Source organism: Pseudomonas nitroreducens (assembly GCF_014204515.1).
Lineage (GTDB): Bacteria > Pseudomonadota > Gammaproteobacteria > Pseudomonadales > Pseudomonadaceae > Pseudomonas > Pseudomonas nitritireducens_A.
This window is the reverse complement of the sequence record NZ_JACHLI010000007.1, coordinates 166,185-190,585: the sequence shown is the minus strand read 5'-3', so window position 1 is coordinate 190,585 and position 24,401 is coordinate 166,185. Positions and strand designations below refer to the sequence as shown.

The 24,401-nt window shown below is 65.1% G+C and carries 24 protein-coding genes; 4 read left to right on the top strand and 20 right to left on the bottom strand.

Annotated elements, in window-relative coordinates; genetic code table 11:
• Positions 1-56 precede the first annotated feature (56 nt).
• Positions 57-1,022, top strand: a complete 966-nt coding sequence (locus HNP46_RS11830; RefSeq protein WP_184589057.1) for a hypothetical protein — start codon at positions 57-59, stop codon at positions 1,020-1,022.
• A gap of 162 nt (positions 1,023-1,184) precedes the next feature.
• Here the strand turns inward: HNP46_RS11830 and zapE are convergent, their stop codons facing one another.
• The 3 genes from zapE to HNP46_RS11815 form a co-directional block, all read right to left on the bottom strand.
• Positions 1,185-2,279 carry a cell division protein ZapE gene (gene zapE, locus HNP46_RS11825; protein ID WP_184589055.1) on the bottom strand — a complete coding sequence of 365 codons (1,095 nt, stop codon included), beginning with the start codon at positions 2,277-2,279 and terminating at the stop codon, positions 1,185-1,187.
• A gap of 94 nt (positions 2,280-2,373) precedes the next feature.
• Positions 2,374-3,714 carry a tryptophan--tRNA ligase gene (locus HNP46_RS11820; protein WP_184589053.1) on the bottom strand — a complete coding sequence of 447 codons (1,341 nt, stop codon included), beginning with the start codon at positions 3,712-3,714 and terminating at the stop codon, positions 2,374-2,376.
• A gap of 60 nt (positions 3,715-3,774) precedes the next feature.
• A complete protein-coding gene (locus HNP46_RS11815; RefSeq protein WP_184589051.1) occupies positions 3,775-4,401 on the bottom strand; it encodes an alpha/beta hydrolase in 627 nt (208 codons plus the stop codon).
• Positions 4,402-4,540: 139 nt separating this feature from the next.
• Here HNP46_RS11815 and HNP46_RS11810 point away from each other — a divergent pair, with 139 nt between their 5' ends.
• Complete coding sequence (locus HNP46_RS11810; RefSeq protein ID WP_184589049.1) at positions 4,541-4,981, top strand: YhcB family protein; 441 nt, start codon at positions 4,541-4,543, stop codon at positions 4,979-4,981.
• A gap of 222 nt (positions 4,982-5,203) precedes the next feature.
• On the opposite strand, the gene HNP46_RS11805 is transcribed toward HNP46_RS11810, so the two are convergent.
• From HNP46_RS11805 to cysD, 6 genes are all read right to left on the bottom strand, one after another.
• Entirely contained in the window at positions 5,204-7,663 is a 2,460-nt protein-coding gene (locus tag HNP46_RS11805; RefSeq protein WP_184589047.1) for a TonB-dependent siderophore receptor, read from the bottom strand.
• Positions 7,664-7,764: 101 nt separating this feature from the next.
• Positions 7,765-8,745, bottom strand: coding sequence for a FecR domain-containing protein (locus HNP46_RS11800; protein WP_184589045.1), 981 nt, complete (start codon positions 8,743-8,745; stop codon positions 7,765-7,767).
• Positions 8,742-9,248: a sigma-70 family RNA polymerase sigma factor gene (locus HNP46_RS11795; RefSeq protein ID WP_184589043.1), complete on the bottom strand. Its 507-nt coding sequence runs from the start codon at positions 9,246-9,248 to the stop codon at positions 8,742-8,744. The genes HNP46_RS11800 and HNP46_RS11795 overlap by 4 nt, the downstream gene beginning before the upstream one ends.
• A gap of 281 nt (positions 9,249-9,529) precedes the next feature.
• A complete protein-coding gene (gene cysN / locus HNP46_RS11790; protein WP_184589041.1) occupies positions 9,530-11,428 on the bottom strand; it encodes a sulfate adenylyltransferase subunit CysN in 1,899 nt (632 codons plus the stop codon).
• Between the two features lie 53 nt (positions 11,429-11,481).
• Entirely contained in the window at positions 11,482-11,823 is a 342-nt protein-coding gene (locus HNP46_RS11785) for a four helix bundle protein (RefSeq protein WP_184589039.1), read from the bottom strand.
• Between the two features lie 59 nt (positions 11,824-11,882).
• Positions 11,883-12,800, bottom strand: a complete 918-nt coding sequence (cysD, locus tag HNP46_RS11780; RefSeq protein WP_184589037.1) for a sulfate adenylyltransferase subunit CysD — start codon at positions 12,798-12,800, stop codon at positions 11,883-11,885.
• 337 nt (positions 12,801-13,137) lie between these two features.
• Between cysD and mltB the strand changes: the two genes are divergently transcribed.
• On the top strand, positions 13,138-14,235 hold the full coding sequence (gene mltB, locus HNP46_RS11775) for a lytic murein transglycosylase B (RefSeq protein ID WP_184589035.1): 1,098 nt from the start codon (positions 13,138-13,140) through the stop codon (positions 14,233-14,235).
• 148 nt (positions 14,236-14,383) lie between these two features.
• On the opposite strand, the gene HNP46_RS11770 is transcribed toward mltB, so the two are convergent.
• On the bottom strand, positions 14,384-15,142 hold the full coding sequence (locus tag HNP46_RS11770) for a Nif3-like dinuclear metal center hexameric protein (RefSeq protein ID WP_184589032.1): 759 nt from the start codon (positions 15,140-15,142) through the stop codon (positions 14,384-14,386).
• A gap of 113 nt (positions 15,143-15,255) precedes the next feature.
• On the opposite strand from HNP46_RS11770, the gene algW reads away from it, so the two are divergent.
• Entirely contained in the window at positions 15,256-16,404 is a 1,149-nt protein-coding gene (algW, locus tag HNP46_RS11765) for a Do family serine endopeptidase AlgW (RefSeq protein WP_184589030.1), read from the top strand.
• Positions 16,405-16,473: 69 nt separating this feature from the next.
• Here the strand turns inward: algW and hisC are convergent, their stop codons facing one another.
• The 10 genes from hisC to HNP46_RS11715 form a co-directional block, all read right to left on the bottom strand.
• Positions 16,474-17,529: a histidinol-phosphate transaminase gene (gene hisC / locus HNP46_RS11760; RefSeq protein WP_184589028.1), complete on the bottom strand. Its 1,056-nt coding sequence runs from the start codon at positions 17,527-17,529 to the stop codon at positions 16,474-16,476.
• Between the two features lie 3 nt (positions 17,530-17,532).
• Positions 17,533-18,855, bottom strand: a complete 1,323-nt coding sequence (gene hisD, locus HNP46_RS11755) for a histidinol dehydrogenase (RefSeq protein ID WP_184589026.1) — start codon at positions 18,853-18,855, stop codon at positions 17,533-17,535.
• A gap of 122 nt (positions 18,856-18,977) precedes the next feature.
• A complete protein-coding gene (gene hisG, locus HNP46_RS11750; RefSeq protein ID WP_169888221.1) occupies positions 18,978-19,613 on the bottom strand; it encodes an ATP phosphoribosyltransferase in 636 nt (211 codons plus the stop codon).
• 14 nt (positions 19,614-19,627) lie between these two features.
• Positions 19,628-20,896 (bottom strand): UDP-N-acetylglucosamine 1-carboxyvinyltransferase, encoded by a 1,269-nt coding sequence (gene murA / locus HNP46_RS11745; RefSeq protein ID WP_184589023.1) that lies wholly within the window; start codon positions 20,894-20,896, stop codon positions 19,628-19,630.
• A gap of 19 nt (positions 20,897-20,915) precedes the next feature.
• On the bottom strand, positions 20,916-21,161 hold the full coding sequence (locus HNP46_RS11740) for a BolA family protein (protein ID WP_184589021.1): 246 nt from the start codon (positions 21,159-21,161) through the stop codon (positions 20,916-20,918).
• Positions 21,162-21,271: 110 nt separating this feature from the next.
• On the bottom strand, positions 21,272-21,580 hold the full coding sequence (locus HNP46_RS11735; RefSeq protein ID WP_184589019.1) for an STAS domain-containing protein: 309 nt from the start codon (positions 21,578-21,580) through the stop codon (positions 21,272-21,274).
• Positions 21,577-22,224: an ABC transporter substrate-binding protein gene (locus HNP46_RS11730; RefSeq protein WP_184589016.1), complete on the bottom strand. Its 648-nt coding sequence runs from the start codon at positions 22,222-22,224 to the stop codon at positions 21,577-21,579. Before HNP46_RS11730 ends, HNP46_RS11735 begins: the two co-directional genes overlap by 4 nt.
• An 11-nt stretch (positions 22,225-22,235) precedes the next feature.
• A complete protein-coding gene (gene mlaD, locus HNP46_RS11725) occupies positions 22,236-22,709 on the bottom strand; it encodes an outer membrane lipid asymmetry maintenance protein MlaD (RefSeq protein ID WP_184589014.1) in 474 nt (157 codons plus the stop codon).
• Positions 22,709-23,506, bottom strand: a complete 798-nt coding sequence (gene mlaE, locus HNP46_RS11720) for a lipid asymmetry maintenance ABC transporter permease subunit MlaE (RefSeq protein ID WP_184589012.1) — start codon at positions 23,504-23,506, stop codon at positions 22,709-22,711. Before mlaE ends, mlaD begins: the two co-directional genes overlap by 1 nt.
• Positions 23,506-24,315 (bottom strand): ATP-binding cassette domain-containing protein, encoded by an 810-nt coding sequence (locus HNP46_RS11715; protein ID WP_184589009.1) that lies wholly within the window; start codon positions 24,313-24,315, stop codon positions 23,506-23,508. Before HNP46_RS11715 ends, mlaE begins: the two co-directional genes overlap by 1 nt.
• Positions 24,316-24,401: the final 86 nt, after the last annotated feature.

The window sequence follows — 24,401 nt, the reverse complement described above, 5'->3', positions numbered from 1 at the left end:
AGGCCGCCCTATGATCAGGGCAGCTCCCCACAACAAGAACCCGACGGGATATCGCCATGCGCCGCTTTCTGCTTGCCCTGCTGGCCGTCTTCAGCCTCAACGCTGTGGCGGACGACACCTGGAAACCCTTCCCCTACGACCAGAGCGCCTTCGACTACAGCGGCGACAAGCTGCGTGAAGCCTGGCCGCGGCTGACCCGCGGTTTCGGCGCCAACTACCCCTTCCCGGATGCGGACTGGGTGGTGACCATGGCCACCCGGCACCCCGAGGCGCTGGAGAAGACCGTGGCCGCCGGCACCGGCTTCAGCGGCAAGCCGGAAGAGGCGCAGGTCTACGCCGAGAAACTGCAGGACGTCTGGCGCAAGGTGTTCCGCGGCGACTTTGCCCAGGCCAAGCAGGATGGCCTGGCGCTGGGCGTCGGCGGGCAGGTGCCGGGCATGTTCGCCCAGGTGCTCTACGCCATGTTCCTGGCGCCGAATCAGGACGAGAAACAACGGCTGCTGGAGGAAGTCATCAGCTACACCGACGAGGCCGGCCCGCTGCTCAACGCCGACCCCATCGCCCAGTTCGGCCGCGCCTACGCCAAGGCCCGCCTGGCCGAGGACCTGCCGGTGCCGGTGGTGCTCAAGCGCGGTTACACCAGCGAGATCCCCAAGGAACTGGACGCCCTGCTGGCCAAGCAGCCGAACCAGCCGTTCGCCCTGGCGCTGTATGGCGGCTACGAGGCGGGGGTGATCCGCAAGGTCGGCAAGCTGGTGGGCAAGATGACCTACGGGGTCAGCGCGGACAAGATGGAGCAGTACTTTGCCCGCTCGTTCCGCGCCTCCGACGACCTGCCCATCGGCCACTACGAATACGCCAACGCGCTGGGCTACGTGTACGGCGAAGACGAGGAACAGAAGGCACTGGAACAGTTGAAGAAGGCCGTGGCGATCAAACCGATCAATGCCATGGAAGCGCTGGAAGTGGCCCATGCCCAGCAATTACTGAAGAAGGCGCAGCAGGAGATGGCGCAGCGCTGATGGTTGCAGGCCACGCGGAATGGCTTTCCTGTAGGGGCGAACTGGCTCGCGACCCGCCCAGCACCTGAGCTGCCGGAGAAGTGTTCGCGAGCAAGCGCGCTTCTACGAAGAGCTGAAACGAAAAAGGCTGCCCTTGGGCAGCCTTTTTCGTTCGCCGGACCGTCAGGGACGGTGCGGGCGGCTCAGGTATTCGTGGGACTGCATCTCCAGCAGGCGGCTCAGGGTGCGCTGGAATTCGAACTCCAGGCGACCACCGGTGTACAGGTCCTTGAGCTCGACCTCGGCGGAGAGGATCAGCTTGACGTTGCGGTCGTAGAACTCGTCCACCAGGTTGATGAAGCGGCGGGCCATGTCGTCCTTGGCCACGCCCATCTGCTCGACGTTGGAGATCAGGATGGCGTGGAAGATCTTCGCCAGCTCGATGTAGTCGTTCTGGCTGCGCGGACCGTCGCACAGCTCGCGGAACTCGAACCAGGCCACGTCATCGCAGGTGATGCGCGCGCGGATTTCGCGGTTCTCGATCATCAGTGCGTCGTCGCGGGTGGCCGCGGCGCACTCCGGGGTCAGCGCCTTGAAATCGCGGGTCATGGCCTGCTCGGCCTGCTCGGACAGCGGCCAGTGGTACAGCTCGGCCTGCTCCAGGGCGCGCAGGCGGTAGTCCACGCCGCTGTCGACGTTGACCACTTCGGTGTGCTGCTTGACCAGGGCGATGGCGGGCAGGAAGCGGGCGCGCTGCAGACCGTCCTTGTACAGGCCGTCCGGCACGATGTTGGAGGTCGCCACCAGGCTGACGCCGTTCTTGAACAGCTCTTCCAGCAGGGTCGCGAGGATCATCGCGTCGGTGATGTCGGAGACGAAGAACTCGTCGAAGCAGATCACCCGGGCCTCGTCGGCGAAACGCTTGCCGATGATGGTCAGCGGGTTCTTCTCGCCCTTGAGGGTCTTCATTTCCTCGTGGACGCGCTTCATGAAGCGGTGGAAGTGCGTGCGCATCTTCTGCTTGAACGGCAGCGCTTCGAAGAAGGTGTCGACCAGATAGGTCTTGCCACGGCCGACGCCGCCCCAGAAGTACAGGCCCTTCACCGGCTCCTGGGACTTCTTGCCGAGCAGCTTGCCGAACAGGCCGGTCTTGCCCTTGTCGGCGGCGACCAGCTCGTCGTAGAGGCGTTGCAGATGCTTCACGGCGTTCGCTTGCGCGGCGTCGTGGAAGAAATCGGGGCGTTTGAGGTCTTCCTGGTAGCGCTGAAGAGGCGTCATGATCGGTAGCAAGGCAACGAAAACGGGGGCGCACACTTTAGCGGCGCCCCCGTTGCTTGGCAATTGGCCGGTAGTCGGACCGGCCTGCCGACCCTCACTCCTGGGGAGCGAGAGCCTCGCGCAGACGCTGCATGGCGGCGTCGCGCTCTGCGTCGGTGGAGAACTCCGGACTGTAGGCCACGGCTTCGCCATCCAGGCGCACGCTGAAGGCGTTCAGCTCAGCGTGCAGGTCCAGCTCCTCGGCCTGCAGGCGCTTGGTTACCTGGCCGGCGGCCTTGCCATCGGCGAAGGCGACGGACAGCAGCAACTGCTCGCCGGCGGCATCCAGCAGACGGAAGCGGAAGCCGTCGTCCTCGCGGAAGCTGACGAAACGCGCAGCCTTGGCGGCCTTCTTCTTGCCTTCGGTCGCCACCTGCACCTGCTCGCGGAACGAGCGCAGGCCGACGGACTCACGCAGCTCGCCGAGGAACGGCGTGGCGATGCGGCGGGCCTTGGCGGCACCGGCCAGGAGGATGTCCTCCAGGTCAGCCGGGCGGGTGATCAGCGCGTGGTAGCGCTCGCGGGCCTCGCCCAGTTCGTTGTCGAGCAGTTCGAACAGGCGCTGCTTGGCTTCGCCCCAGGCCAGACCACCAACCAACTCGGCGCGGAACGCCGCCTGTTGCTCCTGGGTGGAGAAGGCCTGGTAGAGGGTGAACAGGTGCGAGTTGTCCGGGTCCTTCGCCTCGCCCGGCGCGCGGGAGTCGGTAACGATGCGCGCCACGGCGTCCTTGAGCTGCTTGGCGCTGCCGAACAGCGGGATGGTGTTGTCGTAGCTCTTGGACATCTTGCGACCGTCCAGGCCCGGCAGGGTCGCCACGTCTTCCTCGATCACCACCTCGGGCAGGGTGAACAGTTCCTTGCCGTTGCCGAACAGGTGGTTGAAGCGCTGGCCGATGTCACGGGCCATTTCCACGTGCTGGATCTGGTCACGGCCGACCGGCACCTTGTGCGCGTTGAACATCAGGATGTCCGCGGCCATCAGCACCGGGTAGCTGTACAGGCCCATGGTGACGCCGGCGTCCGGGTCTTCGCCGGCCTCGACGTTCTTGTCCACCGAGGCCTTGTAGGCATGGGCGCGGTTGAGCAGGCCCTTGGCGCTGACGCAGGTGAGCAGCCAGGTCAGTTCGGGGATTTCGGGAATATCGGACTGGCGATAGAAGGTCGCCTTGTCCGCATCCAGGCCGCAGGCCAGCCAGGTGGCGGCGATCTCCAGGCGCGAACGCTGGATGCGCGCCGGGTCATCGCACTTGATCAGTGCGTGGTAGTCGGCCAGGAAGTAGAAGGAATCGGCCTGCGGATCGCGGCTGGCGACGATCGCCGGGCGGATGGCGCCGGCGTAGTTGCCCAGGTGCGGAGTACCGGTGGTGGTGATGCCGGTCAGGATACGGGTCGTCATGGGAATCCAGGAATCAACGCAATGGAAAGGTCGGGCCGGATGGTAACGCGGCGCGCCGACCTAGGCGAGCCGGGCCTGTATCAGGTCCTTGAGCTCGATCAGCTTGCCGTGGAAGAAATGGCTGCAGTCGGGGATGCGGATCAGTTCGTGAGGCTTGCTCAGCTCGGCGCTCCAGGCATAGACGCGCTCGGGCGTGACCACTTCGTCGGCCTCGGGCTGGATCACCGTCAGCGGGCAGCGCTCGGGCAGGTCGACGTCGAAGCGCTCCACCGGCGGCGCCAGCATGAACAGTTGCGCCAGCTCGGCGCCCTGCTCTTCCAGGCGCTCGGCGGCATTGCCGGCCACGCAGGAGCCGAAGGAGAAGCCCATCAGCGTCAGCGGCAGGCCCGGATGCTGCCCGGCGAGCCAGTGTGCGGCAGCCAGCGCGTCGTCGATCTCGCCACGGCCTTCGGCATAACTGCCGGCGCTCTGACCCACGCCACGAAAATTGAAACGCAGGGTGGCGTATCCTGCATCGCGAGCAGCGCGCTGCAGGGTGGCGACCACCTTGTTCTGCATCGTGCCGGCGAACAGCGGATGCGGATGACAGATCAGCGCGACACCCTGGGCGTCTGGCGTGGCAAGGTGCAGGGCTTCCAGCTGGCCTTCGGGGCCGTCGAGGAACAGGGGGATTTCGCGGGTGGTCAAACAACAGCTCCGTGACCCCGTGGCGGGTCGTCTCGTCTAGCTCAATACCTGCGCAGGCGGCGAAGCATTCGCCACGGTATACAAGCACAGGTGCAAGCCGCTAACGTAAAGCAAAGCCGTCTATAGAGGAAGGATTCGCGTGGAACAGTCCCTCACCACCTGGTTGCTGCCGCTACTCGCCCTGATCGTCGGGGTCGGCATCGGCTTTCTGATCGCCCGTCTGCTGCCCAATGCTGCGCCGAACAAGCTGCAGCGTCAGGTGGACGACATGCAGGATCGTTTCGATAGCTACCAGCGCGAAGTGGTGACCCACTTCACTACCTCCGCCAACCTGATGAAGAGGCTCACCCAGAGCTACCAGGACGTCCAGGAGCACCTCTCCGAGGGCGCCGAACGCCTGGCCCTGGACGAGCAGACCAAACAGCGCCTGCTGGCCGCCCTGCACACCGACGAGTACCCGGAGCGCCGCGAGCGCCTGACCCCGCCGGCCAACAACGAGGCGCCGCGCGACTATGCGCCCAAATCCGGCGACGGCCCCGGCACCCTGGACGAGACGTACGGATTGAAGAGCAAGTACTGAAGTCCAGCCCACAAAAAAGCCCCGCCATGGCGGGGCTTTTTTTTGCCTGCACTGAAACATCTTTTGTAGGAGCGAGCTTGCTCGCGAACTGCTTGATACCTCGTCATCCGGCAAGGTTCGCGAGCAAGCTCGCTCCTACATGAAGCACGCCGGTTAATCACCGCTCGTTGCAAAGAAAAGCCCCGCCAGGGCGGGGCTTTCCTCAATGCGAAAGAGCCAGCATCACCAACGGAAAGTCACGCTACCCAGCAGGGTGCGCTCCTCGCCCCAGTAGCAGCGCCCGGCGTTGTTGCAGCCGGCGACGTATTCCTTGTCCAGCAGGTTCTTCGCGTTCACTTCGGCGGACCAGTGCTCATCGAGCTGGTAGCCGACCAGTGCATCCACCAGGGTCACGTCGCCCGTGTCGAGTTTGCCGTAGAGCGAGGCCGGGGTGTAGGCGAAGGTGCTGTCGAAGTGGCGCACGCCGCCGCCCACGCGCAGGCCCTTGAGGTAGCCGTCGAGGAAGCGGTAGGTGCCCCAGGCCGAGGCCTGGTTGCGCGGTACGCCGGTCATCTGGTGGTCTTCCAGTAGCGAGCCGGGGGCGTCCTTGGTGATGCGCGAATCGGTGTAGGTGTAGGACGCGGTCAGGCTGAGGTTCTCGGTGACGTCGCTGTTGACCTCCAGTTCCAGGCCCTTGGCGCGGCTTTCGCCGACCTGGCGGTAGTCGCCCACCACGCTGTCGTAGATGACGTCGTCGGTCTTGCGCAGGTCGTAGAGCGAGGCGGTCATCGAGGTGTTCCAGCCCTTGGGCTCGTACTTCACGCCGATCTCGTACTGCTCGCTGGTGGTCGGGTCGAGGGTGCCGGACTTGCTCGACGTCTGCTGGGTCGGAGCGAAGGCGGTGGAGTAGCTGACGTAGGGCGACAGGCCATTCTCGAACTGGTACATCAGGCCGGCCTGCCAGGTGAAGTCGTGGTCCCAGTAGTCGAGGTCGGCCAGGCCGTTGGTGGTGCCGGCGCGGTTGCGGTACTGGCTGTTGACCTCGTCCAGACGCCCGCCGAGCAGGGCGATCCAGTTGTCGTAGCGGCTTTGCAGCTGGCCATAGAGGCCGTACATCTTCTGCTCCAGCAGCGCGTCCTGGACGTGGATCGGCGTGCTGGGCTTGGTGGTCCAGACCGGATCGAACACGTTCACCGAGCCGCCGGCGCCAGCGTCCCAGTCCTGGTTGAACGAAGTGCGGTCGAAACTCGCGCCGACCAGCACGGTGTTGGCCAGCTCGCCGGACTGGAAGTGCCCCTCGAACTGGTTGTCCAGCGAGTAGGTCATGGACTTGTTGTAGCGGTCGTAGGCGGTGAAGTTGACGTTGGTGCCGAAACCACCGTTGTTCAGGCTGCCCGGCCACATCTCGCGGCGGTCGATGCGCGACTGCATGTAGCGCGAGTTCTGGCGGAACTGCCAGGTGTCATCGAGCTGGTGGCTGAACTCGTAGCCCAGGGTCCAGGTTTCGCGTTCGAAGTTGTCCCAGTCCGGGTTGCCCGGCAGCGTGCTCTTGCTGATCTTGCCGTTGGGGTTGTGCAGCAGGGTGCCGGCCGCCGGGTAGCCCAGTTCCATCAGCGTTCGGTCGCGCTGGTAGGTGGAGAGCAGCGTCAGCGCGGTGGCGTCGTCGAAGTTGAAGGTCATCGACGGCGCGATGTAGATGCGGTCGTCCGGCTGGTGATCGACCTGGGTGCCGGAGTCGCGCCCGAGCATCACCACCCGGCCAAGGATGTTGCCTTCGTCGGTCAGCGGACCGGAGACGTCCACGCCCAGCTGCTTGCGGTCGTGGGAGCCGTAGGTGAGCTGCACCTCGCCGCGCGGATCGGCGGTGGGCCGCTTGCTCACCAGGTTGACGATGCCGCCCGGAGCGTTCTCGCCGTAGAGGATCGAGGTCGGGCCACGGAACACTTCGACGCGCTCCAGGCCATAGGGCTCGCTGCTGGTGTCGTAGCGGTTGCCCTGCACGCGCAGGCCGTCGCGCAGCAGGCCATAGCCCCAGTCGGTGGCGTTGAAGCCGCGAATGAAGAACAGGTCGCCGGCCTGGCCGTCGCCGGCGGCGAACGGCGGGGCGAAGATCCCCGGTACGTAGCCGAGCACATCGGTCAGCGTCTGCGACTGCTGGTCCTGCATACGCTGGCGGGTCACCACCGAGATCGAACGCGGCGTCTCCGCCAGGGAGGTGCTGGTCTTGCCCGCGGTGGAACTGACCTTGGCGTTGTAACCCTTGTCTGCCAGCTGCTCGCCGCTGATGCCGGTGCCGATGACCGAGGTCGAATCCAGCTGCAGCACCGAACCGCTCGGATCCGGCTGCAGCACGTAGCCGCCGGATTCCTGGGCGATCGCCTGCAGGCCGGTGCCATCCAGCAGCAGCGCCAGTGCCCGGTCGACGCTGTAGCGGCCATTCAGGCCCTGGCTGGATTTACCGGCGGTGAGGTCGTTGTGACCGACCAGGTAGATGCCGGCCTGGCTGCTGAACTGGTTGAGTGCCGCCGCCAGGGCGCCCGGCGCGATGTGGTATTCGTGCGTGGCGCTCTGCTCCGAGCCGGACGCGGCTTGGACCGGCGCGGTGGGCAGGGTCAGCGCAGCGGCGCTGCACAGCGACAACGAAATGGCCAGCGCCAGCGGTCGCCGGGCGAAGCGGCGCGAGGATTGAGTGGACAAGTACATGGGGTTCCCTGGTTCGGTGCAGTGGGTAGAAGTGCGTTCTCAGGAGTGACCGAACGAGAAACCAAAAGGGGAACCTGAACGGAAAGATTTTTTCCGGCGCCTCAGACGGACTCGATGCTGACCCACCAGGAAGTCAGGCGCTCGACCCTCACCGGCAGGGCGGCAGCCAGCAGGCGCAGGGCCTGATCGGTGTCGTCCAGGGGGAAGGCGCCCATCACCGGCAATTGCGCCACCGCCGGATCGCAGCCCAGGTGCCCGTGGCGATAGCGCCCCAGCTCCTCGACCAGTTGCCCCAGCGGCATGTCCTCGGCGGTGAGCACGTGGCGCACCCAGGACTCGCCCGCGGTCTGCGCCGGCGCCACCTCGCCGATGGCCAGGCGGGTGAAATCGGCCCGCTGGCCGGCTTGCAGCACGCGGCGCTCGCCGCTGTCGGCAGTACGGATTTCCACCGCGCCGCCGTAGACGTTGAGGCGCGTGGCGTCGCCCAGTTGCTTGACGGCGAAGCGCGTGCCCAAGGCGCGCAGACGCCCGTGTTCGGTCTCGACGAGGAAGGGCCGCTGTGCGGCGTCCTTGGCGGTATCCACCAGCACTTCGCCGAAACGCAGGCGCAGCAGGCGCTGCTCCGGGCCGAAGTCGGCATCCACCGCGCTGACCGCCGCGAGCCACAGGTGGCTGCCGTCCGCCAGGATGGCTTCGCGGGTCTCGGCGGTGCTCGTGCTGTAGTCGGCGCTCCAGCCCTGCACCAGTCTCGGCAGCGCGGTACCGCGCCAGGTGCCCCATCCCAGCAGTGTGCCGGCGCCCAGCACCAGCAGGCTTTTCAACCCCTGGCGGCGGGACAGCTGGCGCTCGCCGCTGGCCTTGAGCACCCGCCCCGCCAGCTGGCGCTCGCCCTGCAGCGGTGCAAAACGCTGGCCGATACGCTCCACGTAATGCCAGGCAGCCTGGTGCTCGGCGTGCTGGTCGAGCCACTGACGCCATTGCGCGTGCGTCTGTGCAGAAGGGTTCTCGTCCTGCAGCAGCACGTACCAGTTCGCCGCCTGCTGGAGACTGGCGTGGCTGAGGGTGCCGTCAGTGCGGTTCATTGCACCAGCACTCCGTCCAGCTCGGCTTCCAGTACGGCGCAATGCAGGAAAGCCTGGGCCAGGTACTTCTTCACCATGCGCTCGGACACGCCCAGCTCCACGGCGATTTCGCGGTAGCGCAGGCCATCCAGCTGGGCCAGCAGGAAAGCCCGGCGCACCTGGACCGGCAGACGCAGCAACAGGGCATCCACCTGGTGCAGGGTTTCCAGGATCAGCGCCAGCTGTTCGGGGGACGACTGCACGGCTTCGGGCTGGGCGGCCAGGGACTCCAGCCACGCCTGTTCGAGCTGCTGGCGGCGCCAGTGGTCGACGACCAGGCCACGGGCAATGGTCGCCAGGTAGGCGCGCGGCTGTTCGAGGTACACCGCCACGCCCCTGGCGCGGACCATGAGCACGCGCAGGAAAGTATCCTGGGCCAGGTCGGCGGCACGTTGCGAACAGCCCGTCTTGCGCCGGATCCAGCCCTGCAGCCAGCCATGGTGGTCGGCGTAGAGGCGATGCATGTCGTGATCCGCCAGTTGTGTACGACCCAGTAGCGACACCGCCGCACCTGCTATTCAGCAAATAATAATCAGTCGCATTATATGCAGGTGCAGTTCGACAGCAATAGCCATCTGCCAGTGAATCTTCGCAGGTCGTCCCAGAGGCTGTTCGTAGGAGCGAGCTTGCTCGCGAACATTGCCTGGACAGCAGCATTTCAGGAGGTTCGCGAGCAAGCTCACGCCTACGCAAAGCAAAAGAAAAAGCCCCGCAGGTGCGGGGCTTGTTCACAACGCGGGGGCGATCAGATCGCGCCGCGCTGGCGCAGCAGGTCGAGAACCGCCTTGACGCCCTCGTCCACCGACTGGCTCTGGGTGTCGATCACCAGGTCGGCATCCAGCGGCACGTCGTAGGGGAAGGACTCGCCCGGGATGTTGTCCTGGCCGGCAGCGTACAGACCCTGCGGGTCGCGTTCGCGGCAGACCTGCGGGGACGCCTGGACGTAGACGGTGACGAAGCGCTCGGCGCCGATCAGCGCCTTGCCCTGCTCGCGGCCTTCGGCGCTCGGCGCGACGAAGGCGCACAGGCTGATCAGGCCGGCTTCGTTGAACTGCTTGGCCACATGGGCGGTACGCAGCCAGTTCTCGTTGCGACCGGCGCGGTCCTGCGGCAGGCCCTTGTTCAGGTCATGGCGCAGGTTCTGGCCGTCCAGCACGTAGACTGCGCGGCCCATGTCGAACAGCTTGCGCTCCACGGCGTAGGCCAGGGTGCTCTTGCCGGCGCCGGACAGGCCGCTGAACAGCACGGTGGCCGGCTGCTGGCCGAAGCGAGCGGCGCGTTCCTCACGGGCGACATGGCCGCCGCCATGGTGCACGGCGGCGCCCTGACCGGCCTGCGGCGCGGCGATGATCATGCCGGCGCCGACGGTGCCGTTGGTCAGCCGGTCGATGACGATGAAGGCGCCGGTGGTGCGGTTCTGGCCGTAGCCGTCCAGCGCGATGGGCGCATCCAGGCTGACCTTCACGCGAGCGATCTCGTTGAGCTTGAGTTCGCTGCCGGGAGTCTCTTCCAGGGTATTCACATCCACCTTGTGGCTGATGCTCGGGATCGAACCCGGCACGTAGCTGGTGGCGCGCTTGATGTCGTACTTCTTGCCCGGCAGCATCGGCTCTTCGGCCATCCACACCAGCATGGCGTCGAAGCCGTCGGTGACCTGCGGACGGTTGTCGGCATGCACCAGCATGTCGCCGCGGGAAACGTCGATCTCGTCTTCCAGGGTCAGGGTGACGGCCTGGCCAGGACCGGCCTGTTCCAGCTCGCCCTCGAAGGTAACGATGGACTTGACCTTGCTGCCCTTGCCCGACGGCAGCGCGACGATTTCATCGCCCTTGCGCACGACGCCGCTCGCCAGGGTGCCGGCGAAGCCGCGGAAGTTCAGGTTCGGGCGGTTGACGTACTGCACCGGGAAGCGCATGTCGTCGAGGTTGCGGTCGCCGGCGACTTCCACGGTCTCGAGGATTTCCATCAGCGACTGGCCGGTGTACCACGGCGAGCGCTCGGACTTGTTGACCACGTTGTCGCCCTTGAGCGCCGACATCGGCACGAAGTGCAGGGAGTTGGTCTTCAGGTTGATCTTGTCGGCGAACTGCAGGTAGTCGGCCTTGATCTGCTCGAACACGCTCTCGTCGAAGTCCTTCAGGTCCATCTTGTTGATGGCCACGACGATGTGCTTGATGCCCAGCAGCGAGGCGATGTAGCTGTGCCGGCGGGTCTGGGTCTGCACGCCGTAGCGGGCGTCGATCAGGATAATGGCCAGGTCGCAGGTGGACGCGCCGGTGGCCATGTTGCGGGTGTACTGCTCATGGCCGGGGGTGTCGGCGATGATGAACTTGCGCTTGGCAGTGCTGAAGTAGCGGTACGCCACGTCGATGGTGATGCCCTGCTCGCGCTCGGCCTGCAGGCCGTCCACCAGCAGCGCCAGGTCGACGTCGTCGCCGGTGGTGCCGACCTTCTTGGAATCCTTGGTGATAGCTTCCAGGTGGTCTTCGTAGATCATCTTGGAGTCGTGCAGCAGGCGCCCGATCAGGGTGCTCTTGCCGTCGTCGACGTTGCCGCAGGTGAGGAAGCGCAGGAGTTCCTTGCGCTCGTGCTGGGCCAGGTAGGCGAGGATGTCCTCGCTGATCAGATCGGATTGGTGACTCATTTCATTCGAGCTCCAAGCTGTAAGCTTCAAGCGGCAAGCTTGTCAGTGCACAGCTAGACAGAAATTTTGCTGATCAACCCGTGCAGCATTCGCGACAGCTCACGGGCTTCATTAATCCATTCAGTTGCAAGTGGCTGCGCAAGGTAGCCAATTTCAGCGCCGATCATCACCTGAGTCCTGAGTTCTCCGCAGGAGCCCTTGGCAATCCAGAGAAAGCGGCATTTTTCCTTGTCGCTTTCCCTTTCCATCCCTTCAGCGATGTTGCTCGGAATCGAAAGCGCAGATCGCGTTATCTGATCCCTGAACCCCAAGTCGCGGCACTCCGCCATCGACTTGAAGACCGCAACTGCCAGGCGCCTGGATCGCTGCCAGACTTCGAGCTTCTCAAAATCCATGCCGACGACCTCAGCTCGCTTTTACTTGCCGCTTGCCGCTTGCAACTTGCAGCTCTTCGTCAGAAGTACCCCTGACGTTTCTTTTCTTCCATCGAACCGGCCTGGTCGTGGTCGATGACCCGCCCCTGGCGTTCGCTGGTCTTGGTCAGCAGCATTTCCTGGATGATTTCCGGCAGCGTGGTTGCCGTGGACTCCACTGCGCCGGTCAGCGGGTAGCAGCCCAGGGTACGGAAACGCACCATCTTCTTCTGGATGCTGGCCTTCTGCTCGGGCGTGAGATGCTCGAGGATGCGCTCGTCGTCGATCATGATCAGCGCGCCGTTCATCTCGATGACTTCGCGCTCTTCGGCGAAATACAGCGGCACGATCGGGATCTGTTCCAGATAGATGTATTGCCAGATATCCAGCTCGGTCCAGTTGGACAGCGGGAAGACACGGATCGACTCGCCCTTCTTCACCTTGCCGTTGTAGACGTTCCACAGTTCCGGGCGCTGGTTCTTGGGGTCCCAGCGGTGCTTGCTGTCACGGAAGGAGTAGACACGTTCCTTGGCGCGGGATTTCTCCTCGTCGCGGCGGGCACCACCGAAGGCGGCGTCGAAGCCGTACTTGTCCAGCGCCTGCTTCAGACCCTCGGTCTTCATCACGTCGGTGTGCTTGGCACTGCCGTAGGTGAAGGGGTTCATGTCCTGCGCCACGCCATCGGGGTTGATGTGGGTGAGCAGGTCCAGGCCGTATTCGCTGACCATCTTCTCGCGGAAGCGATACATTTCCTGGAATTTCCAGCGGGTATCGACGTGCAGCACCGGGAACGGCAGCTTGCCGGGGAAGAAGGCCTTGCGCGCGAGGTGCAGCATCACCGCGCTGTCCTTGCCGATCGAGTACAGCATCACCGGGTTGTCGAACTCGGCGGCGACCTCGCGAATGATGTGGATGCTCTCGGCCTCCAGCTGTTTCAGATGCGTCAGTTTGTCGACCATGGCTACTCACGGAATTGCTTATGGACGGCCGGCGGGCCGTAGACGAGCGCGCACTCTATCACAGCGCAAGGCTCTAACCGGGGAGCGGGTTATACCGAAAAAATATACTGATATAGCCATCCGCGCTCAGTTGAGCAGCGGGTATCCAGCGAAGCATCCGCCACCTCCCCGGGCCCCGATTAGCGGACTCGCAAGGCATCTGCTGAAGTCCTTGGGAAGGATCAGTGCAGGACTTTTCCTGCAACAGTGTCAGCCTCGTACAACCGGCTCCCGACTTGTGCCTGCGCGGCACTGCGCTAGCATAGCGACCACGTTTTCCTGTCCCAGAAGATTTCCCATGCGCCGCATCGCTTTCACCCTGCCTTTGTTCCTCTTCCTCTGCGCGTGCAGCAGCAAACCGACCCCCGCTCCGCAGCCGGCGCCGAAACCCAGGGCGCCGACGCTGATCACTCCCAGTGCCCACCCGGCTTTCGGCTCGGTGCAACCGATCACACCACTGCGCGGTGACTACGCCAACAACGCCAACGCCAACCGTTTCATCGACCGGATGGTCAGCCAGTACGGCTTCAACCGGCAGAGCCTGCACGACCTGTTCGCCCAGACCCAGGAACTGGACTGGGTGATCCGTCTGATGGATCGCCAGGCGCCCACCTACACCGCGCCCAGCGGCCCGAACGGGGCCTGGCTGCGCTACCGGAAGAAATTCATCACCCCGGACAACGTGCAGAAGGGTGTGCAGTTCTGGAACGAATACGAAGCCGACCTGCAGCGTGCGTCGCGCACCTACGGCGTGCCGCCGGAAATCATCGTCGGCATCATCGGCGTGGAAACCCGCTGGGGCCGGGTGATGGGCAAGACGCGGATCATCGACGCGCTGGCCACCCTGTCGTTCTCCTATCCACGCCGCGCGGAATTCTTCAGCGGCGAGCTGGAGCAGTTCCTCCTGCAGGCGCGCAAGGAAGGCGTCGACCCGCTGTCGCTGCGCGGCTCCTACGCCGGCGCCATGGGCTACGGGCAGTTCATGCCCTCCTCCTTCACCAAGTACGCGGTGGACTTCGACGGCGATGGCCACCGCGACCTGTGGAACCCGCGCGACGCCATCGGCAGCGTGGCCAACTACTTCAAGCAGCATGGCTGGGTCACCGGCGATGCCGTGGCGATCCCGGCCATCGGCCAGGCGCGCTCGCTGGAGGATGGCTTCAAGACCCAGTACCCGATCAGCGTGCTGGCCAACGCCGGCCTGCGCCCGCAGGGCTCGCTGGGCAACCACCAGAGCGCCAGCCTGCTGCGCCTGGACGTGGGCAACACCTACCAGTACTGGTACGGCCTGCCGAACTTCTACGTGATCACCCGCTACAACCACAGCACGCACTACGCGATGGCGGTGTGGGAGCTGGGCAAGGCGGTGGACCGCCAGCGCCACGGCTACCGCTGAGGCGCCCACGAAAAAGCCGGCTCACTGAGCCGGCTTTTTTTATCCCATGCGCTGGGGTGACCTGTAGGAGCGAGCTTGCTCGCGAACCTTGGCGCGGTGCCGAGGATTGTTCGCGAGCAAGCTCGCTCCTACAAGTAAAGCCGCCGCATCAGGCCGGGTTCGGGCAATCGATGAACAGGTGCTCGATGGCGAAACGCTTGGCCAGGTAATCCCCCAGCGCCTGTACGCCGTAGCGCTCGGTGGCATGGTGGCCGGCGGCGATGAAGCTGATGCCGTTCTCCCGCGCGCTGTGTACGGTCTGCTCGGAGACCTCGCCGGTCAGGTAGGCATCGACGCCCGCGGCAATCGCCTGGTCGATGTAGCCCTGGGCGCCACCGGTGCACCAGGCGATGCGGCGGATCGGCTGGCCGCCGTCCACCAGCAGTGGCTCGCGGCCCAGCACGTCGCGCACGTGGATGGCCAGATCGCTGGGCAGCATGGGTTCGGCCAGCGAGCCGAGCAACACGATGGAGCGCGGGTTGCCCGGCTCCAGCGGGCCTTCGATGTCGAAGCCGAGCTGACGGCCCAGCTGCACGTTGTTGCCGACCTCGCCGTGCAGGTCCAGCGGCAGGTGATAAGCCAGCAGGCTGATGTCATGGTTCAGCAGGGTCTTCAGGCGACGCTGCTTCATGCCCACCACGCGGGCATCCTCGCCCTTCCAGAAATAGCCGTGGTGGACCAGCACCACATCGGCGTCCGCCGCCACGGCGGCATCCAGCAGCGCCTGGCTGGCGGTGACGCCGGAAACGATGCGGCGCACCTGCGGACGGCCCTCGACCTGCAGGCCGTTGGGGCAGTAATCCTGGATCTTCGCCGCGTCGAGAAAACGGTCCGCTTCCTCGACCAGCGTGCTCAGTGCGATAGCCATCGAAATTCCTCCAACAACGGCGGCGCGCGTCTATTTTCTTGGCTCGCCGCCCGTATAATGGCCGCCACCCTATCGGCCCTCCCCCGGCCAAGCAACCCCAAGGATTTTCTTCGATGCTGAAGGCCCTGCGTTTCCTCGGCTGGCCCGTGCTGGTTGGCGTGCTTCTGGCGCTGCTGATCATCCAGCATAACCCGCAATGGGTCGGCCTTCCGCAGCAGGAAGTGCACCTGCAACAAGCCCCGCTGCTCAGCCGCATCCAGCAGGGCCCGGTCAGCTACGCCGACGCCGTGACCCGTTCCTCGCCGGCGGTGGCCAACCTGTACACCACCAAGATGGTCAGCAAGCCGAACAACTCGATGCTCGACGACCCGCTGTTCCGGCGCTTCTTCGGCGATAACCTGCCGCAGCAGAAGCGCATGGAGTCGAGCCTGGGTTCGGCGGTGATCATGAGCCCCGAAGGCTACCTGCTGACCAACAACCACGTGACCTCCGGCGCCGACCAGATCGTCGTGGCCCTGCGCGACGGCCGCGAGACCATCGCCCGCCTGGTGGGCAGCGACCCCGAGACCGACCTCGCGGTGCTGAAGATCGACCTCAAGGACCTGCCCTCGATCATGCTCGGCCGCTCCGACGGCATCCGCACCGGCGACGTCTGCCTGGCCATCGGCAACCCCTTCGGCGTCGGCCAGACCGTCACCATGGGCATCATCAGCGCCACCGGCCGCAACCAGCTGGGCCTGAACACCTACGAGGACTTCATCCAGACCGACGCGGCGATCAACCCGGGCAACTCCGGCGGCGCGCTGGTGGACGCCAACGGCAACCTGATCGGTATCAACACCGCGATCTTCTCCAAGTCCGGCGGCTCCCAGGGCATCGGCTTCGCCATCCCGACCAAGCTGGCCCTGGAAGTCATGCAGTCGATCATCGAGCACGGCCAGGTGATCCGCGGCTGGCTCGGCGTCGAAGTGCAGCCGCTGACTCCGGAACTGGCCGAGTCCTTCGACCTCAAGGACAAGGCTGGCATCGTCGTCGCCGGCGTCTACCGCGACGGCCCCGCCGCCAAGGCCGGCCTGCTGCCGGGCGACATCATCCTGAATATCGATGGCGAGGCCGCCAGCGACGGCCGCCGCTCGATGAACCAGGTGGCGAGGACCAAGCCGGGCGAGAAGATCAGCATCGAAGTGCTGCGCAACGGCAAGCCGGTGACGCTCAACGCCGAAGTCGGCCTGCGCCCGCCGCCCGCGCCCAACGCCAACTGATCCAGCGCTCCTTTCCAGAGCAATGAAAAACGGCGCCCGAGGGCGCCGTTTTCTTTTCCAGCAAAAGCCTTACAGCTTCAGCCGCAGGGCATCGATCAGAGCCTGGTTCTGCTCCTCGGTGCCGATGCTGATACGCAGGAACTGGTTGATCCGCTGCTGCTTGAAATGGCGCACGATCACGCCCTCCTCGCGCAGGGCCGCGGCCAGTTCGGCGCCGTCGCGCTGTGGGTGGCGGGCGAAGATGAAGTTCGCCGCCGACGGCAGCACGTCGAAGCCCAGGGTCATCAGCTCGGCCACCAGCTTCTCGCGGCTGTGGATCACCGCGCTGCAGGTCTGCTCGAAGTAGGCCTGGTCCTCGAAGGACGCCACCGCGCCGGCCAGGGCCAGACGGTCCAGCGGGTAGGAGTTGAAGCTGTTCTTCACCCGCTCCAGCGCCTCGATCAGGTCCTCGTGGCCCACCGCGAAGCCGACCCGCAGGCCCGCCAGCGAACGCGACTTGGACAGGGTCTGCGCCACCAGCAGGTTCGGATAGCGGTTGACCAGGGAAATCGCGGTTTCGCCGCCGAAGTCGACGTAGGCCTCGTCCACCAGCACCACGCTGTCCGGGCTGGCCTGCAGCAGGCGCTCGACGGCTTCGAGCGGCAGCAGGCAACCCGTGGGCGCGTTGGGGTTGGGGAAGATGATGCCGCCGTTCGGGCGCGCGTAATCCTCGACGCGGATCTGGAACTGCTCGTCCAGCGGCAGCGCTTCGAAGTCGATGCCGTACAGACCGCAATAGACCGGGTAGAAGCTGTAGGTCACGTCGGGGAACAGCAGCGGCTTGCCGTGCTGGAACAGCGCGTGGAAGGCGTGCGCCAGGACTTCGTCCGAGCCATTGCCGACGAAGACCTGGGAGGTCTTCACGCCGTGGTACTCGGCGATGGTCTGCTTGAGGCGGTCGGCATTCGGGTCCGGGTACAGGCGCAGCGTGTCGTTCAGCTCGGCCTGGATCGCGGCGACCACCTTCGGCGACGGGCCGTAGGGGTTCTCGTTGGTGTTCAGCTTGACCAGCTTGGCCAGCTTCGGCTGCTCGCCCGGAACGTAGGGGACCAGTTCCTTGACGAAGGGACTCCAGAATTTGCTCATCGGTTACTCACTCTTGCCGTCAAGGATGCGGAACTCGGCGCTGCGCGCGTGGGCGGTCAGCGACTCGCCGCGGGCCAGGATCGAAGCGGTCTTGCCCAGCTCGGAAGCGCCCGGCGCGGAGCAGAAGATGATCGAGGAACGCTTCTGGAAGTCATACACACCCAGCGGCGAGGAGAAACGCGCGGTGCCGGAAGTCGGCAGCACGTGGTTCGGCCCGGCGCAGTAGTCGCCCAACGCCTCGGCGGTGTAGCGGCCCATGAAGATGGCGCCGGCGTGGCGAATCTTCGGCAGCCAGCTTTCCGGGTTTTCCACCGACAGCTCCAGGTGTTCCGGGGCGATGCGGTTGGCAACCTGGCAGGCCTGTTCCTGGTCGGCGACCAGAATCAGCGCCCCACGGTTGGTCAGCGAGGTGCGGATGATCTCGGCGCGTTCCATGGTCGGCAGCAGCTTCTCGATGCTGGCGGCGACCTTGTCCAGGAAGGCGGCGTCCGGGCTGACCAGGATCGACTGCGCGTCCTCGTCGTGCTCGGCCTGGGAGAACAGGTCCATGGCGATCCAGTCCGGATCGGTGCCGCCGTCGCAGACCACGAGGATTTCCGAGGGGCCGGCGATCATGTCGATGCCCACCTGGCCGAACACGTGGCGCTTGGCGGTGGCGACGTAGATGTTGCCCGGGCCGACGATCTTGTCCACCTGCGGCACGCTCTCGGTGCCGTAGGCCAGCGCGGCCACGGCCTGGGCGCCGCCGATGGTGAACACGCGGTCGACGCCGGCGATGCAGGCGGCCGCGAGGACGATCTCGTTGATCTCGCCACGCGGGGTCGGCACCACCATCACCACTTCGGCGACGCCGGCGACCTTGGCCGGAATGGCGTTCATCAGCACGGACGACGGGTAGGAAGCCTTGCCGCCGGGCACGTACAGGCCGGCGCGGTCCAACGGGGTAACCTGCTGGCCGAGCACGGTGCCGTCAGCCTCGGTGTAGCGCCAGGAGTCCTGCTTCTGCTTCTCGTGGTAGCTGCGTACGCGCTCGGCCGCGGTTTCCAGCGCCTCGCGCTGGGCCGGGGTGATGCGGGTCAGGGCCAGTTCCAGGCGCTCGCGCGGCAGGATCAGGTCAGCCATGGACTTGGCGTCGACGCCGTCGAAGCGCTGGGTGAACTCCACCACGGCGGCGTCACCGCGCTCGCGCACGTCGGCAATGATGTCCAGCACGCGCTGGTTCACCGACTCGTCGGACACGCTTTCCCAGGAGAGCAGATGGTCCAGATGACGCGCGAAGTCCGGATCGGCGGCGTTGAGTCGACGGATTGCGAAGGGTGCGGTCATAGCTGGCCTCTTTAATTGGCATGATCTCGGGCGCCGCAAGACTATCAAGCCTTCCGTGCGGGCACCCGAGAAAATTTGGCTATGACACGGATAGGCGGCCGCGACCGGAGTCGCGGTATGAATTACGCCCGGTGTCGAGACTCCACCGCTTCGCGCAGGGTGTCGATCAGGGCCTGGATGCGCGCATGCTGCATCTTCATCGAGGCCTTGTTCACCACCAGACGCGAGCTGATGTGGGCGATCAGTTCCTGGGGTTCCAGGCCGTTCGCACGCAGGGTGTTACCGGTATCGACCACGTCGATGATCTTGTCGGCGAGGCCGATCAGCGGCGCCAGCTCCATGGAGCCGTACAGTTTGATCACATCGACCTGGCGGCCCTGTTCGGCGTAGTAGCGCTTGGCGACGTTGACGAACTTGGTGGCCACGCGCAGGCGGCCCTTGGGCTCCGGCGCGCCGACCGCACCCGCGGTCATCAGCTTGCAGTTGGCGATCTTCAGGTCCAGCGGCTCGTAGAGGCCCTGGCCACCGTACTCCATGAGCACGTCCTTGCCGGCAACGCCGAGGTCGGCGGCGCCATGCTCGACATAGGTCGGCACGTCGGTGGCGCGCACGATCAGCAGGCGCACGTCATCGAGGGTGGTGGGGATGATCAGCTTGCGGCTCTTGTCCGGATTCTCGGTCGGCACGATGCCTGCCGCTGCGAGCAGCGGCAGGGTGTCGTCGAGGATCCGGCCCTTGGACAGGGCAATCGTCAGCATCGTCTGGTTCTGCCTCAGCCCGGTACGCGGCGGATCTTGGCGCCGAGCAGTTGCAGTTTCTCTTCGATGCACTCGTAGCCACGGTCGATGTGGTAGATGCGGTCGATCATGGTGTCGCCATCGGCCACCAGGGCGGCGATCACCAGGCTGGCGGAAGCGCGCAGGTCGGTCGCCATGACCGGTGCGCCCTTGAGCTCCTCGACGCCGGTGACGATGGCGGTGTTGCCTTCGACCAGGATCTGCGCGCCCATGCGGTTCATTTCATAGACGTGCATGAAGCGGTTCTCGAACACGGTCTCGATGACCGCGCCGGTGCCTTCGGCGATGGCGTTCAGGGAGATGAACTGCGCCTGCATGTCGGTGGGGAATGCCGGGTACGGCGCAGTGCGGATGTTCACCGCCTTCGGCCGGTTGCCCTTCATGTCCAGCTCGATCCAGTTGCTGCCGGTGGTGATGTGTGCACCGGCTTCGACCAGCTTGGCCAGGACCGCCTCGAGGATGGTCGGATCGGTGTCCTTGAGCTTGACGCGGCCACCGGTGGCCGCCGCGGCGACCAGGTAGGTACCGGTCTCGATGCGGTCGGGCATGACGTTGTACTTGGCACCGCCACCCAGGCTCTTCACCCCGTTGATGACGATGGTGTCGGTACCGGCACCCTGTACATCACCGCCCATGGCGTTGATGAAGTTGGCCAGGTCGACGACCTCGGGTTCGCGCGCGGCGTTTTCCAGCACCGAACGGCCGTTGGCCAGCGCGGCGGCCATCATGATGTTCTCGGTACCGGTCACGGAGACGGTATCGAAGAAGAAGTGCGCGCCCAGCAGGCCGCCAGCCGGAGCCTTGGCCTTGATGTAGCCGCCTTCGACGCTGATCTGCGCGCCCATGGCTTCCAGGCCGCGGATGTGCAGGTCCACCGGACGCGAGCCGATGGCGCAGCCGCCGGGCAGCGCCACTTCGGCTTCACCGAAGCGGGCGACCATCGGGCCGAGCACGAGGATCGAGGCACGCATGGTCTTCACCAGTTCGTACGGCGCCACCAGGGTCTTGATGGTGCTGGCGTCGACTTCGACGTTGAGTTTCTCGTCGATGATCGGCTGCACGCCCATGCGACCGAACAGCTCGATCATGGTGGTGATGTCGTGCAGGTGCGGCAGGTTGCAGACGGTCACCGGGGTGTCCGCCAGCAGGGTGGCGGCGAGGATCGGCAGCGCCGAGTTCTTCGCGCCGGAGATGCGGATCTCGCCATCGAGACGAGTGCCGCCGGTAATGATCAGTTTGTCCATTGCAATATTCCCCGTGGGCTCAGGAACGCTCGGCCCAGGCGGCGCGGCTGAAGAATTTCATGGTGACGGCATGGATGGCGCCCGAGGCGATCCAGTCGTTCAGGTGGGCATAGATCTGTTGCTGGCGCTTGACCGGGCTCAGGCCCGCCAGTTCGTCGCTGATCAGGTTCAGCTGGAAATTGCAGCCTTCGCCTTCGCCTTCCACTTCAATCTGGGTACCTGGCAGTTTCGATTCCAGGAAGTTTTTGACTTCTACGGCCTGCATGCTCAACCTCGTTCGGCGCCCTACGCGCGCGGGTCGGCAATGATACAAAAAAGCCCCCCGCCTGCGAACCCCGGCAGGGGAAGTCGCGGACGGAGGGCCTTTTCAGTGTCTCACTGCTGTAACGGCAGAATCTCCAGCAGACCGCCAACCTTGGCGATCTCCTGCATTTCCTTGGGCATACCGGCGATCTGCAGCGATTTCCCGGCTTTGCGCGCATCACGGGTGAACGACAGCAGCAGCGACAATCCGACGCTGCTGGAGCGCTCCACTGCCGAGCAGTCCAGGTGCAGTGCACTGGCCTTGCTGGCGGCGATCAGCCGGCCGCCCTGCTCACGCAGGTTCGGGCCGGTGCTGTAATCCAGCACCCCGGCCAGCGCCAGCTGGCCTTCGGCGCGCTCCGTGATACTGCCCTGGGTCATTGCGCGCCGCCTTCCGGCTGGCCCTTGGCAGCGTCCTTGGCGTTGGCGACCACCTGGCCCCAACCGGCGATGGTCTTCTCCAGGTCGTTGCGGTTCTTCTGCATGGAGTCGGCGAACTGGTCACGGAACAGCTTGCCGATGTTGATGCCGTTGATGATCACGTTACGCAGGCGCCAGTCGCCGCCCTGGTTGACCATGGTGTACTGCACCGGATAGACGGCACCGTTGCCGCCGACCACCTGCATGTTGACCGAAGCGCGATCCTGCTCCTGCTTGCCGGTGTTCAGCACGCGGATGTCCTGGTTGTCGTATTCCAGCAGCGCGTTGCCGTAGAACTGGAACAGGCTGTTCTTGAAGGTCTCCTCGAAGCGCTTGATCTGCTCCGGAGTCGCCTGGCGCGAATACTTGACGGTCATCACGCCCTTGGCGATGCCTTCGGAGTCCACCACCGGGCCGAGGATGCGGTTGAGGGTGTCGTAGAAGGCCTGGGGATTGGCCTTGTAGCTGGCCTTGTTGGTCTTCAGGTCCGACAGCAGGCTGTCGACGGTCTGCTGCACGACCTGCTGGGCGGTCTGCTCGGCCTGGGCGAACAGCGGCAGGATGGCGAGCAGGACCAGGAAGCCGCGGCGCAAGGTTTTCAACATGGAGTGAGTCCTCATTTCTTCGAGTCGTCTTTGTTGACCGAATTCAGCAGGAACTTGCCGATCAGGTCTTCCAGCACGAGTGCCGACTGGGTGTCCTTGATGGTATCGCCTTCCTTGAGCAGCTCTTCATCGCCACCAACGCTGATGCCGATGTACTTCTCGCCCAGCAGGCCGGCGGTGAGGATGGAGGCGGTGGAATCGTCCGGCAGGTTGTTGACCTGGCGGTTGATCTCCATGGTCACCCGACCACGATAGCTGTCGTGATCCAGGTCGACCGCGGTGACCTTGCCGATGGTGACGCCGGCCATGGTCACCTTGCCACGCACGGTGACGCCGGCGATGTTGTCGAAGTAGGCGTACAGCTTGTAGGTGTCACCGGTGCCGCCCACGGTCAGTCCGCTGACGCGCAGGGCCAGCAGCAACAGGGCCAGCAGACCGGCCAGAATGAACAGGCCTACACCGATTTCCAGGGTGCGGGTTTGCATCAGAAGTCTCCAAACATCAAAGCGGTCAGGATGAAGTCCAGCCCCAGCACGGCCAGGGAGGCATACACAACGGTACGGGTGGTGGCGCGGCTGATACCTTCGGAGGTAGGCTCGCAGTCATAGCCCTGGAACACGGCGATCCAGGTCACGACGAAGGCGAACACCACACTCTTGACCACGCCATTGAGAATGTCCTTGGTGAACTGCACGCTGTTCTGCATGTTCGACCAGTACGAGCCGTCGTACACGCCCAGCCAGTCCACGGCCACCAGGGCGCCGCCCCAGATGCCGACCACACTGAAGATAGCCGCCAGCAGCGGCATCGAGATGAAGCCGGCCCACAGGCGCGGGGCGATGATGTACTTGAGCGGATCGACGCCGATCATCTCCAGGCTCGACAACTGTTCGGTGGATTTCATGTTGCCGATCTCGGCGGTCAGCGCGGAACCGGCACGTCCTGCGAACAACAGACCGGTCACCACCGGCCCCAGTTCACGCAACAGCGTCAGCGCCACCATCTGCCCGACGGCCTGCTCGGAGCCGTAGCTGGCCAGGATGTTGTAGCCCTGCAGGGCCAGCACCATGCCGATGAACAGGCCGGAGACGACGATGATCGCCAGCGACAGCACGCCGACGGAATAGAGCTGCTTGACCAGCAGCTGGAACGCGCCGCTGTGCACGCCGCGACCGAAGATCGCATGCACCAGGAACAGCGTCGAACGGCCGAGCGCCTCGAGCACGTCGAGGCCCGCTCGCCCGAGCAGGCGAATTCGCTCGAGCGGTGAAGTCTTGCGCATCAGCGTTCTCCCAGCAGATCGGCGCGGTAATCGCGGGCAGGATAGTGGAACGGCACCGGGCCGTCCGGGATGCCCTTCATGAACTGGCGCACGCGGGGATCGTCCAGACCCTTGAGCTGATCAGGCGTGCCATGGCCGAGCACACGGCCGTCGCCGACGATATAGATGTAGTCGGCGATGCTCGCGGTCTCCGCCAGGTCGTGGGAGACCACGATGCTGGTGATGCCCAGGGCGTCGTTGAGCAGGCGGATCAGGCGCACCAGCACGCCCATGGCGATCGGGTCCTGGCCGACGAAGGGCTCGTCGTACATGAGGATCTGCGGGTCCAGCGCGATGGCGCGGGCCAGCGCCACGCGGCGCTTCATGCCGCCGGACAGCTCGTCCGGCATCAGCTCCACCGCCCCGCGCAGGCCCACGGCCTGCAGCTTCATCAGGACGATGTCGCGGATCATCTCGTCGGGCAGTTCGGTGTGCACCCGCAGCGGGAAGGCGACGTTCTCGTAGACGTTCAGGTCGGTGAACAGCGCGCCGCTCTGGAACAGCACGCCGAACTGCTTGCGCATGTCGAACAGGTCGCTGCGTCCCAGGCTCGGGAGGTTCTGGCCGTTGACCCACACCTCGCCCTTCGACGGACGCAGCTGGGCGGCGATCAGCCGCAACAGGGTGGTCTTGCCACAGCCCGACGGCCCCATGATCCCGGTGACCTTGCCGCGTGGAATGCGGATGTCCACGTTGTCGAAAATCGTACGCGCGCCACGCTTGAAGCTCAGGCCCTTCAGCTCGACCGCGTATTGGTCATTGGTGCTCATAGAACTCCTTTCATCACGGCACTGTCCCTTGCTCCGTCTGTCTCACGGCAGACACACGGCGCGACAGGCCGAACGGCCGCGAACTA